The organism is Gordonia insulae, assembly GCF_003855095.1.
GTDB lineage: Bacteria > Actinomycetota > Actinomycetes > Mycobacteriales > Mycobacteriaceae > Gordonia > Gordonia insulae.
On record NZ_CP033972.1, the window covers coordinates 980,606 to 997,996 of the forward strand.

Here is a 17,391-nt window from a genome sequence, read left to right on the forward strand (position 1 = left end):
CGGGCGACCCTTCTTGGCCGCATTTCAGACAACGCGACTACGCTGGCAGCGACACGACAGGCCGCCCCACATTGCTGCGCCCCGTAGACGAACAGGAGCACCGGTTGACCTCATCGCATCCCCCTGCCGACCCCGCGGGCGGAGCCGGCCGCGACGGATCGGTCACTCTGTCCGACAGCGACGTCAAGCTGCTCGAACGCGCGATCTACGAGGTGAAACGGGTCATCGTCGGGCAGGACGAGCTCGTCGAGCGCATCCTCGTCGGACTCCTGGCCCGCGGACACATTCTCCTCGAAGGTGTGCCGGGCGTGGCGAAGACGCTTGCCGTCGAGACGTTCGCGACCGTTGTCGGCGGATCGTTCTCGCGCGTCCAGTTCACGCCCGACCTCGTCCCGACCGACCTCATCGGCACCCGGATCTACCGGCAGGGCCGTGAGGAGTTCGACACCGAACTCGGTCCGGTGGTCGCGAACTTCCTGCTCGCCGACGAGATCAACCGTGCGCCGGCCAAGGTGCAGTCGGCGTTGCTGGAGGTGATGGCCGAGCGGCACGTGTCGATCGGCGGGACCACCTACGCGATGCCCGATCCGTTCCTGGTCATGGCCACGCAGAACCCGATCGAGAACGAGGGCGTCTATCCGCTGCCCGAGGCGCAGCGCGACCGGTTCCTGTTCAAGGTCCTCGTCGACTACCCGACGGTCGAGGAAGAGCGCGAGATCGTCTATCGGATGGGCAACGTGCCCCCGTCGGCATCGCAGGTCCTCGACCCGGAGACGATGATCCGGCTCCAGCGGACCGCGGCGAACGTGTTCGTCCATCACGCGCTGGTCGACTACGTCGTCCGCGTCATCAACGCCACGCGCCGGCCGGCCGAACTCGGACTGACCGACGTCGCCGCCTGGCTGTCCTATGGTGCGTCGCCGCGCGCGACCCTCGGCATCGTGGCGGCCGCACGGGCGCTCGCGCTGGTGCGCGGACGGGATTACGTGATCCCGCAGGACGTGGTCGAGATCGTGCCCGACGTGCTGCGGCATCGACTGGTGCTCAGCTACGACGCGCTGGCCGACGAGGTCGATGCCGACCAGGTCATCACCCGCGTGCTGCAGACCGTGGGTCTGCCACAGGTGGGCGCCCAACCGGTTGCCCCGTCGGGGGGCTATCCGGCACAGCCGGCCGGTCCGTCCGCCGGTAACCAGCAACCGCCGAATCAGCAGGCGCCGCAACAGTATCCGGGTCAGCCCAACGGTGCCGCGGTGAACCAGGCCTCGCCACGGTATGCCGGCCAATAGTGACCTGCCGTCGCTCGGCGCCGGCCTGTTGTCCGAACCGCAGTTGACCGCTGCGCTCAAGACACTGGAGCTGACCGTGCGTCGCAAGCTCGACGGCGTGCTGCAGGGGGAACACCTCGGCCTGATCCCGGGTCCGGGGTCCGAACCCGGTGAGGCGCGGGCCTATCAGCCCGGCGACGACATCCGCCGGATGGAATGGTCGGTGACCGCGCGCACCACCCAACCGCACGTACGGCAGATGATCGCCGACCGCGAACTCGAGACATGGTTGGTGGTGGACGTGTCGGCGAGCCTGGATTTCGGCACGGTCAACTGCACCAAACGTGATCTGGCGGTGGCTGCCGCGGCCGCCCTCGTGCATCTGACGTCGGGCGGTGGCAACCGCCACGGTGCCATCGTGGTGACCGGCGATCAGCTGGTGCGGGTGCCTGCGCGCAGCGGCCGGGCGCACGCCCAGAACCTGCTGAAGGCGATCGCGACGACCACCCGCGCGTCCACCGGGGTCCGCGGCGATCTGCACGCGGGGATCGAGGCCCTGCGTCGACCGCAGCGGCGCCGCGGACTCGCGGTGATCATCAGCGACTTCCTCGGTCCGATCGACTGGGAGCGCTCGCTGCGTGCCATCGGTGCCCACCACGAATTGCTCGCGGTCGAGGTACTCGACCCCCGCGACCTGGAACTCCCGGACATCGGTGAGGTCACGCTCGCCGACGCGGAGTCCGGCGAGGTCCGCGACATCACCGTCACGCCGGCGGTGCGCCGCGACTTCGCCGCGGCGGCCAGAGCCCATCAACAGAAAGTGCACCGGACGGTCCGCAGTTGTGGTGGCCCGGTGCTGAGCCTGTCCACCGATCGCGACTGGATCACCGACACGGTCAAGTTCGTCGCTCAACGCCGTCGCGGTCTGGCCGCCGGGGTCGGGTGACGCGGACGTGTCGTTCCTGGCGAGCCCCTGGTGGCTCCTGCTGCTCCTGGTCGTGGCCGGACTGGCCGCGGCCTATGTCTACGTCCAGCGGTTACGCCGCAAGCGGGCACTGAAGTTCGCGAATCTGGATCTGCTGAACCAGGTTGCGCCGCAACAACGCAACCGCTGGCGGCACGTACCGATCGCGCTGTTGCTGGTCTCGTTGTTCCTGCTCGTCGTCGCGGTCGCCGCACCACAGGCCGATCGTCGTGTGCCGCGTAACAAGGCGACGGTGATCCTGGTGATGGACGTGTCCCGTTCGATGAACGCGACCGATGTGTCGCCGTCGCGGATCAAGGCGGCCCAGGCCGCGGCGCGGACGTTCGCCGACGAACTCACCGACGGCATCAATCTCGGCCTGATCTCCTACGCCGGCACGGCGTCGACGTTGGTGTCGCCGACACCGGACCACAACGCGACCAAGGAGGCCGTCGACAAGTTGCGGCTCGACGACAAGACCGCGACCGGTGAGGGCATCTTCGCCGCGATCCAGCAGATCAAGACCCTCAACGCGGTCCTCGGCGGCGACGCCGCGGCGCCCCCGGCCCGCATCGTGCTGCTCTCCGACGGCAAGGAGACGGTGCCCGACGACCCGGACGACCCGCGCGGGGCGTTCACGGCCGCGCGCAAGGCCAAAGAGGAGAAGATCCCCATCTCGACGATCTCGTTCGGCACCATGAGCGGCACGGTCGACCTGGAAGGCGATCAGGTCCCGGTTCCGGTCGACGACGAGTCGCTGCGCAAGATCGCGAATCTCAGTGGCGGGCAGTTCTTCACCGCGGCCAGCCTCGACGAGCTGAACAAGGTCTACGAGACCCTGCAGCAACAGATCGGATACGAGAAACGCCGGGGCGACAATTCTCGGCCTTGGTTGATCGCCGGTACCTTGTTGGCGCTGCTGTCGGCATTCGCCGCGCTGGCCATCAACCGGCGTCTGCCCTGACAGTTCCCCGGATCCGACGAAGCGATAGGTTGGCCTCCATGGCAGACAGCAACGAAGCTCAGCAGGTGTCCCGTTCGGTCCTGGTGACCGGCGGCAACCGCGGGATCGGCCTCGCCGTAGCGCGCCGGCTCGCCGCCGACGGCCACAAGGTGGCCGTGACCCACCGTGGTTCGGGTGCTCCCGACGGGCTCTTCGGGGTGCAGTGCGACGTCACCGACAACGCCTCGGTGGAGCGGGCCTTCGATGAGGTCGCCGAACACCAGGGCCCGGTGGAGGTCCTGGTCGCCAACGCGGGCATCACCGACAACATGCTGCTCATGCGGCTCTCGGAGGAGTCCTTCGAGAAGGTCGTCGACGCCAATCTGACCGGCGCGTTCCGGTGCGCCAAGCGAGCCACCAAAGGTATGCAGCGCGCCAAGTGGGGACGCATGATCTTCCTCGGGTCCGTCGTCGCCACGTCGGGTATCCCGGGTCAGGCCAACTACGCCGCGTCCAAGGCGGGATTGATCGGACTGGCCCGCTCGATCGCCCGCGAGCTGGGATCGCGCAACATCACCGCGAATGTCGTCGCGCCCGGATTCATCGAGACGGACATGACCGCCGCCATGGAGGACCGCTACGTCGAGATGGCCAAGCAGGCCATTCCGCTCGGCCGTGTCGGGGCTCCGGAGGACGTCGCGGCGGCGATCAGTTTCCTCGCCTCGGACCAGGGCAACTACATCACCGGCGCCGTCATCCCCGTCGACGGCGGCATGGGCATGGGCAACTGACCTTCCACCTCGACCATCACACACCAGGAGTGAACCCGTGACCGGAATTCTCGACGGCAAGACAGTCCTCATCACCGGCATCATCACCGACGCCTCGATCGCCTTCCACGCGGCGGCGATGGCGCAGGAGCAGGGCGCCAAGGTGATCATCACCGGTATCCCCGAGCGGCTTCGGTTGATCGATCGGATCGCCAAGCGGCTGCCACAGGAGGTGCCGCCCGCGATCGGTCTCGACATCACCAACGAGGACGACCTCGCCGGTCTCGCCGACAAGGTGAAGGAATTGGCGCCGGAGGGGATCGACGGCGTAATGCACTCGATCGCCTTCGCGCCGCGCACGCTGATGGGTCCCGAGGCCAAGCCGTTCCTCGAGGGACCGGGTCCCGACGCGGCCAAAGCGTTCGAGATCTCGGCGTGGAGCTATGCGTCGCTGGCCCGCGCGGTGCTGCCCGCGATGAACGAGGGCGGTTCGATCGTCGGTATGGACTTCGACCCCCGCACCGCACTGCCGTACTACAACTGGATGGGCGTCGCGAAGGCCGCGCTGGAGTCCGTCAACCGCTACGTCGCGCGGGAAGTGGGCACCGCCAAGAGGATCCGGTCGAACCTCGTCGCCGCGGGTCCGATCAAGACCTTGGCCGCCAAGGCCATCGCCGGTACCGCGACCGACGACGCCAAGCAGCTCACCATGCTCAACACCTACTGGGACGGCGCCTCGCCGATCGGCTGGGACGTCGACGACCCGACCGTGGTCGCGAAGTCGGTGTGCGCGTTGCTGTCCGACTGGCTGCCCGGCACCACCGGGTCGATCGTCTACGTCGACGGTGGCGCGAGCCACAACACCTGGTTCCCGGAGAACTTCACCGGCTAGTGGACGAATCCACGCAGTCATCCCCGTCCGCGGTGCTCGCACCGACGCGGTTCGACGCCGTCCTGTTCCTGAGCTTCGGCGGACCGGACGGGCCGGACGACGTGATGCCGTTCCTGGAGAACGTCACCCGGGGCCGAGGGGTGCCGCGCGAGCGCCTTGCCGCGGTCGCCGAGCACTACCTGCACTTCGACGGGGTGTCGCCGATCAACCGGCTCAACCTCGCCATGATCGACGCACTCCGGTCGGCGCTGGCGGACCGCGGTAGGGATCTCCCGGTCTATTTCGGCAACCGCAACTGGCATCCGATGGTCGAGCAGACGCTCGCACAGATGTATCGGGACGGTCATCGTCGGGTGCTGGTGTTCCCGACCTCGGCCTGGGCCGGCTACTCGGGATGTCGTCAGTATCACGAGGACATCGCCCGCGCGATCGATGCCCTCCGGGAGTCCGAACCGGCGAGTGTGCGTGATCCGATGCTGCTGCGGAAGCTGCCGCAGTACTGGGACGAACCCGCGTTCGTCGCGGCAGGCGCCGACGCCGTGCGGCGGGCGCGCGACGACCTGCCCGGCGGCGAGGGGGAACCGCGTCTGGTGTTCACCGCGCATTCGGTGCCGACCTCGGCCGATCGGGCTGCGGGTCCGGCCGCCGACGGCGGCGGTCTCTACTCGGCGGAGGTGTATGCCGCGTCGGTGTCGGTGGCAGCCGAGGTCGGCTACGGCGATTTCGATCAGGTGTGGCAGTCGCGCTCCGGCCCGCCGCAGATCCCGTGGCTGGAGCCGGATATCTGTGATCACCTGGAAAATATTGCTGCACAAGGCGTTCAACAGGTGATCGTTTATCCCGTCGGATTCGTGTCGGACCATCTCGAGGTCATCTGGGACCTCGACAACGAGGCGTCGGAGGTGGCCCGACGACTCGGGATGGACTATGTCCGTGCCGACACCGTGGGTACCGACGCACGGTTCATCGAGATGATCGCGGACCTGATCGAGCGATACGCCGATGGCGGCGGCGATGTGCGCGCCCTCGGCTGCGGGGACAACGGCCGGACCTGCCGGCCGGACTGCTGTGTGCCGGTCCGCGGCGCCCGGCCATCCCCGGGTAATGCGCGCACGTCCTGAATCATGAGCGATTTCTCTGTGGTGCCAACAGATTTCGACGCACCCTGACCAGCATTGTGGCGCGATCGGCGACGAGCTGCCATCCTGGCGGAAGGTCGCGGCACCGACGACCGTGGCCGGTCCGAACACATCACAGGAGATGAGTGCATTGGCGCTGGCAGACAAGTTCGACAAGGCCTACGAAGACAAGCCCATCGACGACCTGGCGAATGCCCCGGTGGCCGCGCTGCAGGGCGTGAGTGACTCCGACGCCGAACTCCTCGCGCAGGCGTTCGGCATCAAGACCGTCAAGGATCTCGGGACCAACAAGTACTTCCTGTGGGCGCAGGCGGTGGCGAAACTCGCCGAGTGACGCTGCCGGCGTGTGGCGGCCGGCAGCCTCAGCGCTCGGGTGCGGCGTATTCGCGGATCACCTGATTGACCGCCGTCGCCCGTGCGGCACGCGCGAGTGCGGCCAGTTGCCGTAACCGTGCGTCCCCGGTCGCCACATGCCGCGCCGTCATCCCGAACGTCGGCGTCTGCGCACCCGCCAACGTCACGATCGCCTCGACCTGGGCGGCCGAGTCGATGACGCGTGTGGCGCGGACGTCGTCGTGGGGCGGCAGGGTCACCTGATGGCGGACCGTCAGGGCGGCCAGCGCGCTCCGCAGGTCGGTGCCCGACAGTCGGATCCCTCCGCTGCCGAGCTCGCCGATGAGTGTGGCCGTTTCCCGGATCGTCTCGCGCAGATCGTATTCCACCTGGCCGAGCGGATCGGGTCGGCCGACCGGCACCGATGTGGAGTACCGGTGCACCGTCCACCGGCAGGTGTCCCCGACGAGTGTCGGGATCAGGGCGAGGGGGAGGTCGTTGCCTTGTTCTCCATGGATCAGGAGGGTCTCGCCCGCCTCGAGCGCCGCCCGCGTGGCGGCATCGGGCGGCAGTCCCTGCGGGTCACCCGCGGTCGGCAGACGCACCTCGATCCGTCCGGCGCGACGCATCAGTGACAACAGACCCAGGCGGGCGTCGGCGCCCGAGCCACCCAGGACGTCCCCGGGATCGACGACGTCGTGGCGGGCGGCGAACTCGGTCAGGGTGTCGGTGACGTCGTCGGGTGCGCAGCGACCGCCCAGCCAGGCCGCCGCCCACGCGCCGAGCGCGCAGCCCGGCCACGCCGGTGGGCCGGAAGCGATGAGGTCGGTGCTGGTCATAGGTTTTCCACGATAGGCGAGTGCTCGGATTCGGGGTAACCCGGCGTGGCTCTGCACGGTTGGCCGCTCCGGGTCCTACGGTGTCTCACCGTGACCGATGACCGTTATGGACGAGATGTGCTGGCGAATCCGCGCCGGGCGAAGCCCCGCGCGCCCGAGGTGGCCGCGGAACGCGACCTCGTCGTCGAGGACGCGGCCACCGGATTCTGCGGCGCGGTCGTCGGTCTGGAGAAGAGCTACTCCGGCGACCTCGTGCGGCTGGAGGACCGACGCGGCGCGACCCGGGTGTTCCTGATGCTGCCCGCCGCGTTTCTCATCGACGGCCGGGCGGTGACGCTCGTCCGGCCACGGACCCGCGGACCGCAGGCCGCGACCACGACGGCGTCCGGTTCGCGGGCTGCACCGCGGTCGCGCGCCCGGACCGCGCGCGCGAGCCGGATCTTCGTGGAGGGGGTGCACGACGCGACTCTCGTCGAACGCGTCTGGGGTGCCGACCTCCGTGCCGAGGGCGTGGTGGTGGAGAGCCTGGACGGACTCGACAATCTTGCGGCACGCCTCGAGGAGTTCGGTCCGGCGGCCCATCGTCGGGCCGGCGTCCTGGTGGATCATCTCGTCGCCGGCTCCAAGGAGATGCGGCTGACCGGCGAGGTCGGCGAGCACGTCCTGGTGTGCGGTCATCCCTACATCGACGTGTGGGAGGCGGTCAAGCCTGCCTCGGTCCGGATCGCCGCCTGGCCGCGGATTCCGCGCGGCACGGACTGGAAGACGGGTATCTGCCGCGAATTGCGTTGGGGCACACCGCAAGATGGGTGGCGGCGCGTGCTCGCCGGAGTGCATGACTTCCGCGATCTCGAGGTGGACCTCTTGCGTTCGGTGGAGGAACTCATCGACTTCGTGACCGCCGCCGCCGACGACACCTGAGCCGGATCTCGGAGAAACCGGCAGTTCCGGCGGTTCTGGCACACTGGAATCATGACGGCACTGCTCTGGCTGGCAGCCGCGATCGTCCTGGTGATCGCGGAGATGTTCGGCGGGGATCTCGTGCTGCTCATGCTGGGCGGCGGCGCATTGGCCGCGGCCGGGGTCGACTACCTGCTGGAGCCGCCGATCTGGGTGGACGCCGTGGTGTTCGCGATCGTGTCGGTATTGCTGTTGGTTGTGGTCCGGCCGGTCGCCCGGCGGCACATGCTCAATCGCCCGCAACTGCTGACCAACACCGAGGCTCTGGAGGGCCGTCATGCGGTGGTCACCGCACAGGTGGACGAGCACGACGGGCGGGTGAAGATCGGCGGAGACATCTGGTCGGCACGAACGCTGAATGCCGGTGAGGTGATCGAGCCGGGCACCGAGGTGACCGTGGTGCAGATCGATGGCGCCACCGCCATCGTATGGAAGGGATGAGGACCATGGAATACGTCGGCCTGATCGTGTTGGCACTGCTGGTGCTGCTGGTGGTGGTCGTACTGGTCAAATCGGTGGCGCTCATCCCGCAGGCGGAGGCCGCCGTCATCGAGCGGCTCGGTCGGTACACGCGCACGGTGTCGGGTCAGTTGACGCTGTTGCTGCCGTTCATCGATCGCATCCGTGCGCGGGTCGACATCCGTGAGCGGGTCGTGTCGTTTCCGCCGCAGCCGGTGATCACCGAAGACAACCTGACGCTGTCCATCGACACCGTCGTCTATTTCCAGGTCACCAATCCGAGGTCGGCGGTGTACGAGATCGACGACTACATCGTCGGTGTGGAACAGCTGACCATCACCACGCTGCGGAACGTCGTCGGCGGGATGACGCTGGAGGAGACCCTCACCTCACGCGATTCCATCAACGGACAGCTTCGCGGTGTCCTGGACGAGGCGACCGGACGATGGGGCCTGCGCGTCGCGCGCGTCGAGCTGAAGAGCATCATGCCGCCGCCGTCCATCCAGGAATCCATGGAGAAGCAGATGAAGGCCGACCGTGAGAAGCGGGCGACCATCCTCTCCGCCGAAGGTCAGCGCGAGTCCGCGATCAAGACGGCCGAAGGCAACAAACAAAGTCAGATCCTCGCAGCCGAGGGTGCCAAGCAGGCGGCGATCCTGAGCGCAGAGGGGGAGCGGCAGTCCCGGATCATGCGGGCGCAGGGCGATCGCGCCGCCGCGTATCTCAAGGCGCAGGGCGAGGCGAAGGCCATCGAGAAGACCTTCGCGGCGATCAAGGCCAGCAGGCCAACCCCGGAGGTGCTGGCCTATCAGTATCTGCAGCAGCTTCCGGAGATGGCCAAGGGCGACGGCGACAAGGTCTGGGTGGTGCCGTCCGACTTCGGCTCGGCGCTACAGGGTTTCGCGAAGTCCTTCGGCGTGCAGGGTGACGACGGGGTGTTCCGCTACGAGCCGAGCGATGACGAGCCGACCGCGATCGACGAGTCCGACACCGAGGACTGGTTCTCCCTGGCCTCCGATCCCAAGGTGGCACAGGCCGTGGCCGAGGCCGAGGCGGTGGCCCGCACACCCGTTGCACCCGAGGTGACGTCGCGGTCCGCGCGGGAGATCTCCTACGAGAGGCCTGCGGCACGCGTCACCGCGCCGGCCCCGGACGACGAGACCGGGGAAGAATCCTGGACGACTCCGGAAACCGCTGTGCCCAACCGACACTCGGCTGACTAGTGGGTGATCAGGAATCCCACGCCGGCCATCGCCGTCGCCCACAGGACTGAGGCGAACGTGCCCATGATGAACTGCTCACCCGCATGCGGGGCGCGCAGTTCCGGATAGCGGGCCAGGCTCTTGACCGCCAGGATGACGGCAAGTCCCTCCGGCCAGCCCGCCAGCAGGGTGGCCGCGACAGCCGCGCGTTCCAGGTAGCCGATCACCCGTCCGCCGCGCAGCGGGCCGGCCTCGGCCTCGGTGCCGGATTCGGATTCGGCGTCCGGGACGTGTTCGCCGTCGCCGGTTGCCGAATCCCTTGCCCGCTCCCGGGTGTCGGCGCCGCCGGCCCACAAGACGAGTCGCACCACATACCCGCCGCCGCCGACGGCGGCGATCATCGCCGCACAGGCGACGACCACCACACCGACGCCCCGGGCCGGTGCGGCGTCCGCGGCGAGTGCCGCGGCCGTCGCCGCGAATCCGACCATCACCGCGGTGGTCACCGCATCGACCACCAGGGTGGATCGCAGGCGACGTCGGACGATCACCGGGACGAGTGAGGACAGGGCGGTCGCTACGAGCAGGACGATCGCTGTCGCGGTCATGCGGCACCGTCGCTGTCCCGAGCCGTGTCGGCTCTCTCGAGGAGGTCGGCCACGAGGAGATACGCGTCGTCGTCGATGTCCCATCGAGCGCTACGCAGTCGTTGCGACATGGCCTGCGGTGAGATGCCGAGCTCCGTCGCACCCTCGGCCTGGGTGACGCCGGTCCGCATGACCTCGACGGCGCGCGTGCCGTGATCGCTCCGTGCGGCGACGATGTCGGCCAGCATCCGCGCCGCGGTCTGGGCGTGGCGAGACCATCGGGGGTCGCCGCCGCGGATCGTCAGCGGGATGCGCTGGGTCTTGGCCGATTCGACGGCGTCCCGCGCGAGCTCGAACGCGGGCCCGCGTCCGGCGCGAGTGGACGAGGGGAGTGGGATGTCGACGGCACCGACGCCGATGCCGACACTCCAGTGGCCGTCGGCGGCCATGTCGACGGCGAGATGGGCGGCCACGGTCGCCGAGTCGGCGACCGCCTGGACCTCGTCCCCCGCAGTTCGTTCGAACTTCCGGTGGAGGTCGGCGTCGGCGAGGGTGTCGAGGAGATCAACGACGCGGTCGACATCAGTGCGACTGCCACGTTGATCGATGGTGAGGACGAACATCGGATCACCTCCGCGATCAAGCCTATATGCTTGATACTTTCATATCAAGTGTTTTGACTTGATGCACGCCGGCGGTAGGAAAAAGGCAAGTCTGAAGCCTTGATTTGTGACAATCAAGGGCTTGGGCCTCATTCAGGTGCCGGTGCTGACAGCGACTCGGGTACCGGCGCCGAGCGGACCGGCAGTCGCGCGTCGAGCACCAGTCCGATGATGCCGAGGGCGAAGAAGGATGCACTCAGCAGCAGAAGCAGTGGGTTTCGCTGCCCGGTCAGGGCATCGCCGAGGAACACCACGGCGGCGGTGCCCGGGGCCATGCCGAGCACGCTCGCGACGAAGTAGGGGAGCGTCCGCACCGACGACAGCCCGGAGCAATAGTTGGCCACGGAGAACGGGCAGGCGGCGATGAGTCGCAGCGATCCGACGGCCAGCCAGCCGCGTCGGCTCAGCCGGTACTCGACCGCCTGGACCACGGGCTTCTTGAGGTACGGCCGAACCCGGTCGCGGCCGAGGACCCGGACGAGCCCGAAGGCGAGCAACGCGGCGACGGCGGAGGCGATCATGGCGCCGGTGAATCCGACGACCGGACCGAAGAAGATCCCGGACATCACGGTGAAGGTCGACCGGGGGAAGGGCGCGATCGTGACCACCGCGTAGGCGACGAAGAACACCCAGACGAAGGCCGGCCCGAGACTCTCACCCCAGGACCGCACGCTGCCCACCGAGGGCATCGGGATCAGATATGAGCCGATGAGCACCGCGGCCACGACCGCGGTCAGCATCCCGGCCCGACGGAGCACCCGACGGTCGATCCGGCGCCGGACGGGTCCCGTGCTCCCGGATCCCGTGTTCCCGGATCCCGACGCACTGTCGGCAGCGGTGACGGACTCGAGAGGCACCGCGCCACTCTACTCGGCGTCACGCCGTGGCATATCTCACGATCGGCCCTCGATGTGGGGGCCGAGCGAGCGTTCGGCTAAAGTCGGGTACGCGCTCGACCCGAGCATCACGGAGGTGTCACGCCCCATGTCGCAGACCACTGCGTCGAAATCCGATCGGTCCGGCCGGTCGCTCGACGAGGCCTATCAGGCCTGGTCGGATGCCGCGACCGCCGTTTTGGCGAAGTCCCGGCGGTCCACCGTCGAGGAGTTGCCGGCCTCGGCCGAAGAATTGTTGTCGACCGCCACCCTCGACGGTCTGACCATCCGCCCGCTCTACACCCGCAAGGACGAGACAGCCGAATCGGGACTGCCCGGCGGCTTTCCGTTCGTCCGCGGTGCCGACCCGGACCGCGACGTCGCGCTCGGGTGGCGGGTGACCGAACGATTCGGCGACGACGCGACCCCGGTCGCGGACGTCAACGGGTCCATCCTCGACGCGCTGTCCCACGGAGCGAGTGGCCTGTGGCTCTCGGTCGGTGCCGGCATCGCGCCCGACGACCTCGCCGCGGTCCTCGAGGGCGTCTACCTCGACCTCATCCCGGTGACCCTCGACGCCGGCGCCGACGGGTTGACCGCGGCCCGGGCGCTGCTGGATGCACGCGTGCGCGCCACCGACGCACCGGAGGCAGCCGCACCCACGGTCGCGACGATCACCTCGTTGGGACTGTCCCCGCTGACCGCGACATTCTCCGGCCGCCCGACGGTGGACATCGACGCGGCGACCGCGCTCGCCACCGACGTCCCCGCAGGCGTCCGGGCGTTTCGTGTGGACGGCACCGACTTCGCCACCGCGGGCGCCGACAACGGACTCGAACTCGCACTGCTCGCCGCCGCCGCGGTCACCCACCTGCGTGACCTCACCGCAGCCGGACTCTCGGCCGCCGATGCGGTACGCCAGATCACCTTTGCCGTCTCCGCCGACGACGACCAGTTCGCGACCATCGCCAAGTTCCGTGCGCTCCGCAAGATCTGGGCGCGCGTGACCGAGGTCGTGGGCGCGCCGGAGGTCGGTGCCGCGGTGACCCACGGCATCACCGATCTGTCGATGCAGAGTCAGCGCGATCCCTGGGTGAACATGCTGCGCACCACCATCGCCGCCTTCGGTGCCGGCGTGGGTGGCGCCGACCAGGTCACCGTGCTCGGCTACGACGCGGCCATCCCGCCCGACCGGCGCACGTCGAGTGCTGCGTTCTCACGCCGTATCGCGCGCAATACCCAGCTGTTGTTGCTGGAGGAGTCGAACATCGGCCGCGTTCTGGATCCGGCCGGCGGTTCCTGGTTCGTCGAGTCGCTCACCGACGAGCTCGCGTCGGCGGCGTGGACGGTGTTCGGCGAGATCGAGACGGTGGGCGGATACCGTGCCGCGCTGGACTCCGGCTGGATCACCGATCGGGTCGGCGCCGCGCTCGCCCGTCGCGACGAGTCGGTCGCGCACCGCCGCACCTCGGTCACCGGCGTCAACGAGTTCCCCAACCTCGACGAGAAGCCGCTCGGCGCCGACGTCGCCGACACCGTCGACGTCCCGCTGGGCGCGCCCCGGCTGGCCCGCGTCGGTCGAGGCTACGAGGAACTACGTGACCGGTCCGACGCCGTCCTGGCGGACACCGGCCGTCGCCCGGCCGTGCTCCTGCTGCCCCTCGGTTCCGTCGCCGAACACAACGGCCGCACCACCTTTGTCGCGAACCTGCTTGCCGCGGGCGGCATCTCGGCCGTCAACCCGGGTCCGCTCACCGCCGACGGCATCGCCGCGGCGGTCGCCGACGCGGGTTCGCCCATCGCGGTGATCTGCGGCACCAAGCAGCGTTACGCCGAGGACGGCATCGCCGCACTCGCCGCCGCACGTTCCGCGGGGCTCACCGCGGTACTGCTCGCCGGACCGGACAAGGAATGGCCCGACGCAGACGACCGACCGGACGGCTCTTTGCGGGTCGGCATCGACGCGGTCGCGACGCTGCGAGATCTGCTCGATCAGCTGACCCACGAAACCGCCGGAGCGACATCATGACCCAGACGGAACCCAGCCGGCGTCAGGCCGCCGACACCGGACAGACGTTCGGCGCGATTCCTAGCTTCGCCGAGGTCGACCTGTCCACCACCGCGGTCGACGAGACCCCGGCCGCCGATGCGGCGATCGACCGGCTCGCCCGGGCGCAGGGGCAGAGTGTCGACGAGATCACCTGGACCACACCGGAACAGATCGACGTGCGGCCGATCTACACCCGCGCCGACCGGGATGCGGTGACCGCCGTCGACGACAATCCGTACCCGATCGACTCGATTCCCGGCGAGGCGCCGTTCGTCCGCGGGCCCTACCCGACGATGTACGTCAACCAGCCGTGGACGATCCGTCAGTACGCCGGGTTCTCGACCGCGGCGGAATCGAACGCCTTCTACCGCCGCAACCTCGCGGCCGGTCAGAAGGGACTGTCGGTCGCGTTCGACCTCGCCACTCACCGCGGCTACGACTCCGATCATCCGCGGGTCGCCGGCGACGTCGGGATGGCCGGTGTCGCGATCGATTCGATCCTCGACATGCGGCAGCTCTTCGACGGCATCGACCTCGGTTCGGTCTCGGTGTCGATGACGATGAACGGTGCGGTCCTGCCGATCCTGGCGCTCTACGTGGTGGCCGCCGAGGAGCAGGGGGTGCCGCCGGAGAAGCTGGCGGGGACCATCCAGAACGACATCCTCAAAGAGTTCATGGTCCGCAACACCTACATCTATCCGCCGAAGCCGTCGATGCGGATCATCTCGAACATCTTCGAGTACACCAGCCAGAAGATGCCCAAGTTCAACTCGATCTCCATCTCGGGCTATCACATCCAGGAAGCCGGGGCCACCGCCGATCTCGAGTTGGCCTACACGCTGGCCGACGGCGTGGAGTACATCCGGGCGGGCCTCGAGGCCGGCCTCGACATCGACAAGTTCGCACCGCGCCTCTCGTTCTTCTGGGGCATCGGGATGAACTTCTTCATGGAGGTCGCCAAGCTGCGCGCGGCGCGCCTGCTGTGGAGTGAACTGGTCGCCGACTTCGCGCCGAAGAACGCGAAATCGTTGTCACTGCGCACACATTCGCAGACATCGGGCTGGTCGCTGACCGCCCAGGACGTGTTCAACAACGTGGCCCGCACCTGCATCGAGGCGATGGCGGCCACCCAGGGCCACACCCAGTCGCTGCACACGAACGCGCTCGACGAGGCGATCGCCCTGCCGACCGACTTCTCCGCGCGCATCGCCCGTAACACGCAGCTGTTGTTGCAGCAGGAGTCCGGCACCACGCGCCCGATCGACCCGTGGGCGGGTTCCAATTACGTCGAATGGCTCACCCACCAGCTGGCGGACAAGGCCCGTGCGCACATCCGCGAGGTCGAGGAGACCGGCGGCATGACCCAGGCCATCAACGAGGGACTGCCGAAGCTGCGCATCGAGGAGGCGGCCGCGCGCACGCAGGCCCGCATCGACTCGGGTCAGCAACCACTCGTCGGCGTGAACAAGTACCGGGTCGACGACGACGAGGAGATCGAGGTCCTCAAGGTCGAGAACTCGAAGGTGCGCGCCGAGCAACTGGAGAAGCTCGCACGCCTGCGGGCCGATCGTGACGAGTCCGCGGTGCAGTCGGCGCTCGCCGACCTCACCCGGGCCGCGGCGTCCGGCGAGGGTGGCATGGAGAACAACCTGATGGCGTTGGCGATCGAGGCCGCCCGCCACCAGGCGACGGTCGGCGAGATCTCGGATGCGATGGAAAAGGTCTATGGTCGCCACCAAGCGGAGATCAAGACCATCAGCGGGGTGTATCGGCATGAGGCGGGCGAGGTGAGCAACGTCGACGCGGCGACCGAGATCGTCCGGCAGTTCGGTGAGGCCGAGGGCCGTCGACCCCGAGTGCTGGTCGCCAAGATGGGGCAGGACGGCCACGACCGTGGTCAGAAGGTCATCGCGACGGCGTTCGCGGATCTCGGCTTCGACGTCGACGTGGGCCCGTTGTTCGCCACACCGGAAGAGGTCGCGGCGCAGGCCGCGGACAACGACGTGCACGTCGTCGGCGTCTCGTCCCTCGCGGCGGGCCACCTCACCCTGGTGCCCGCGCTCCGGCAGGCGCTCGCCGACGCCGGCCGGCCGGACATCATGATCGTGGTCGGTGGGGTCATCCCGCCGGGGGACTTCGCCGAGCTCTACGACGCCGGTGCGGCCGCGATCTTCCCGCCGGGCAGCGTGATCGCCGACTCCGCGGTCGAATTGGTCACCAAACTCGCGGGCAATCTCGGCCTCGAACTGGCCGGGGTCGCCGCCGAGTGATGGACGAGGGCTCCGGGGCGGGCGCCGCGGTGCGGCGCCGCGTCGATGTCGATGCGCTGGAAGCGGCGATCCTCGCGGACAGCCGCGCCGACCTCGCCCGCGCGATCACGCTGGTGGAGTCGACCCGACCGGATCATCGGGCGGCGGCCCAGGAGTTGTTGCTGCGCTTGACCCCGCACTCGGGCAAGTCGTTTCGCGTCGGCATCACCGGTGTGCCAGGGGTGGGGAAGTCGACCACCATCGAGGCGCTCGGCATGTACCTGATCGAGCAGGGGCACAAGGTCGCGGTCCTCGCGGTGGATCCCTCGTCGACGCGGACCGGCGGGTCGATCCTCGGGGACAAGACCCGGATGGGCCGCCTGTCGATGTCGAAGAACGCCTACATCCGGCCGTCGCCGACATCGGGAACCCTCGGCGGTGTCGCGAAGGCGACCCGCGAGACGATCGTGATGGTCGAGGCGGCCGGTTTCGACGTCGTCCTGGTCGAGACGGTCGGCGTCGGCCAGTCCGAGGTGACGGTCGCCAACATGGTGGACACCTTCACCTTCCTGACCCTCGCACGTACCGGGGATTCGTTGCAGGGCATCAAGAAAGGTGTCCTCGAGCTCGCCGACGTCGTCGTGGTGAACAAGGCCGACGGCAAGCACCTGACCGAGGCGAAGGGTGCGGCGCGCGAGTTGAAGAATGCGCTCAAGTTGATCTACCCGCACGACGCCCTCTGGGTGCCGCCGGTGCTGACGATGAGCGCGATCGAGAACACCGGTGTGGACGAGTACTGGGATGCCGTCCTGCGCCACAAGAAGACGCTGACCGACGCGGGACAGTTCGCCGCCCGCCGGAACCAGCAGCAGATCGACTGGACGTGGGCGATGGTCCACGACATCGTCCTGTCCCGACTGGCGAACAGCCCGGCGGTCAAGGACATTCGCGGCGACATCGAGGCACAGGTCCGCTCGGCAGACCTGACGCCCGCCCTGGCCGCCCAGCAGATCGTGGCAGCCTTCGACGAGCGCTGAGACAGCACGCGGGGCGCCGCCGACGGTGATCGGCACGACGTGTGCAAAAGGTCACCAGTCTTGGCCGTCCCGAGACCGACCTGTTACTTTGCTTAGGATCACCTAATTCGCGGGTGATTCTCGCCGGGGGTCGATCGCGCACGATCGCGTGGTGGTGAGTGG

The 17,391-nt window shown here is 68.5% G+C and carries 17 protein-coding genes; 13 read left to right on the forward strand and 4 right to left on the reverse strand.

Annotation, left to right across the window (positions count from 1 at the left end):
* Positions 1-104: 104 nt before the first annotated feature.
* The 7 genes from D7316_RS04580 (at position 105) to D7316_RS04610 (ending at position 6,310) form a co-directional block, all read left to right on the forward strand.
* Positions 105-1,289, forward strand: a complete 1,185-nt coding sequence (locus D7316_RS04580; protein WP_124707236.1) for an AAA family ATPase — start codon at positions 105-107, stop codon at positions 1,287-1,289.
* On the forward strand, positions 1,276-2,214 hold the full coding sequence (locus D7316_RS04585) for a DUF58 domain-containing protein (RefSeq protein ID WP_124707237.1): 939 nt from the start codon (positions 1,276-1,278) through the stop codon (positions 2,212-2,214). The genes D7316_RS04580 and D7316_RS04585 overlap by 14 nt, the downstream gene beginning before the upstream one ends.
* A gap of 7 nt (positions 2,215-2,221) precedes the next feature.
* Positions 2,222-3,196: a VWA domain-containing protein gene (locus D7316_RS04590; RefSeq protein WP_124707238.1), complete on the forward strand. Its 975-nt coding sequence runs from the start codon at positions 2,222-2,224 to the stop codon at positions 3,194-3,196.
* Between the two features lie 38 nt (positions 3,197-3,234).
* Positions 3,235-3,966 (forward strand): 3-oxoacyl-ACP reductase FabG1, encoded by a 732-nt coding sequence (gene fabG1, locus D7316_RS04595; protein ID WP_124707239.1) that lies wholly within the window; start codon positions 3,235-3,237, stop codon positions 3,964-3,966.
* Positions 3,967-4,003: 37 nt separating this feature from the next.
* Entirely contained in the window at positions 4,004-4,837 is an 834-nt protein-coding gene (gene inhA, locus D7316_RS04600; protein WP_124707240.1) for an NADH-dependent enoyl-ACP reductase InhA, read from the forward strand.
* Positions 4,837-5,958: a ferrochelatase gene (locus D7316_RS04605; protein WP_232016763.1), complete on the forward strand. Its 1,122-nt coding sequence runs from the start codon at positions 4,837-4,839 to the stop codon at positions 5,956-5,958. Before inhA ends, D7316_RS04605 begins: the two co-directional genes overlap by 1 nt.
* A gap of 139 nt (positions 5,959-6,097) precedes the next feature.
* Entirely contained in the window at positions 6,098-6,310 is a 213-nt protein-coding gene (locus D7316_RS04610; protein WP_124707241.1) for a hypothetical protein, read from the forward strand.
* A gap of 28 nt (positions 6,311-6,338) precedes the next feature.
* Here the strand turns inward: D7316_RS04610 and D7316_RS04615 are convergent, their stop codons facing one another.
* The gene (locus D7316_RS04615) at positions 6,339-7,148 is read right to left on the reverse strand and encodes a hypothetical protein (RefSeq protein ID WP_124707242.1); all 810 of its coding nucleotides are present in this window, start codon (positions 7,146-7,148) and stop codon (positions 6,339-6,341) included.
* 90 nt (positions 7,149-7,238) lie between these two features.
* On the opposite strand from D7316_RS04615, the gene D7316_RS04620 reads away from it, so the two are divergent.
* The 3 genes from D7316_RS04620 to D7316_RS04630 are packed head-to-tail and all read left to right on the forward strand — an operon-like array spanning position 7,239 to position 9,790.
* A complete protein-coding gene (locus D7316_RS04620) occupies positions 7,239-8,069 on the forward strand; it encodes a DUF3097 domain-containing protein (RefSeq protein WP_124707243.1) in 831 nt (276 codons plus the stop codon).
* Between the two features lie 51 nt (positions 8,070-8,120).
* Positions 8,121-8,549, forward strand: coding sequence for an NfeD family protein (locus tag D7316_RS04625; protein ID WP_124707244.1), 429 nt, complete (start codon positions 8,121-8,123; stop codon positions 8,547-8,549).
* Positions 8,546-9,790 carry an SPFH domain-containing protein gene (locus tag D7316_RS04630; RefSeq protein ID WP_408609971.1) on the forward strand — a complete coding sequence of 415 codons (1,245 nt, stop codon included), beginning with the start codon at positions 8,546-8,548 and terminating at the stop codon, positions 9,788-9,790. Before D7316_RS04625 ends, D7316_RS04630 begins: the two co-directional genes overlap by 4 nt.
* Here the strand turns inward: D7316_RS04630 and D7316_RS04635 are convergent.
* The 3 genes from D7316_RS04635 to D7316_RS04645 all read right to left on the reverse strand — a co-directional run bounded on the left by D7316_RS04635 (position 9,787) and on the right by D7316_RS04645 (position 11,875).
* Positions 9,787-10,377: a hypothetical protein gene (locus tag D7316_RS04635; RefSeq protein ID WP_124707245.1), complete on the reverse strand. Its 591-nt coding sequence runs from the start codon at positions 10,375-10,377 to the stop codon at positions 9,787-9,789. The two genes, D7316_RS04630 and D7316_RS04635, sit on opposite strands and share 4 nt — an antisense overlap.
* On the reverse strand, positions 10,374-10,979 hold the full coding sequence (locus D7316_RS04640) for a hypothetical protein (RefSeq protein ID WP_124707246.1): 606 nt from the start codon (positions 10,977-10,979) through the stop codon (positions 10,374-10,376). Before D7316_RS04640 ends, D7316_RS04635 begins: the two co-directional genes overlap by 4 nt.
* 128 nt (positions 10,980-11,107) lie before the next feature.
* Positions 11,108-11,875 carry a TVP38/TMEM64 family protein gene (locus tag D7316_RS04645; protein WP_408609972.1) on the reverse strand — a complete coding sequence of 256 codons (768 nt, stop codon included), beginning with the start codon at positions 11,873-11,875 and terminating at the stop codon, positions 11,108-11,110.
* A gap of 127 nt (positions 11,876-12,002) precedes the next feature.
* Here D7316_RS04645 and D7316_RS04650 point away from each other — a divergent pair, with 127 nt between their 5' ends.
* From D7316_RS04650 to meaB, 3 genes are read left to right on the forward strand one after another with little or no spacing between them, the layout of a single operon-like run.
* A complete protein-coding gene (locus D7316_RS04650; protein WP_124707247.1) occupies positions 12,003-13,922 on the forward strand; it encodes a methylmalonyl-CoA mutase family protein in 1,920 nt (639 codons plus the stop codon).
* Positions 13,919-16,213, forward strand: coding sequence for a methylmalonyl-CoA mutase (scpA, locus tag D7316_RS04655; RefSeq protein ID WP_124707248.1), 2,295 nt, complete (start codon positions 13,919-13,921; stop codon positions 16,211-16,213). The genes D7316_RS04650 and scpA overlap by 4 nt, the downstream gene beginning before the upstream one ends.
* Positions 16,213-17,229 (forward strand): methylmalonyl Co-A mutase-associated GTPase MeaB, encoded by a 1,017-nt coding sequence (gene meaB, locus D7316_RS04660; protein WP_124707249.1) that lies wholly within the window; start codon positions 16,213-16,215, stop codon positions 17,227-17,229. The genes scpA and meaB overlap by 1 nt, the downstream gene beginning before the upstream one ends.
* Positions 17,230-17,391: the final 162 nt, after the last annotated feature.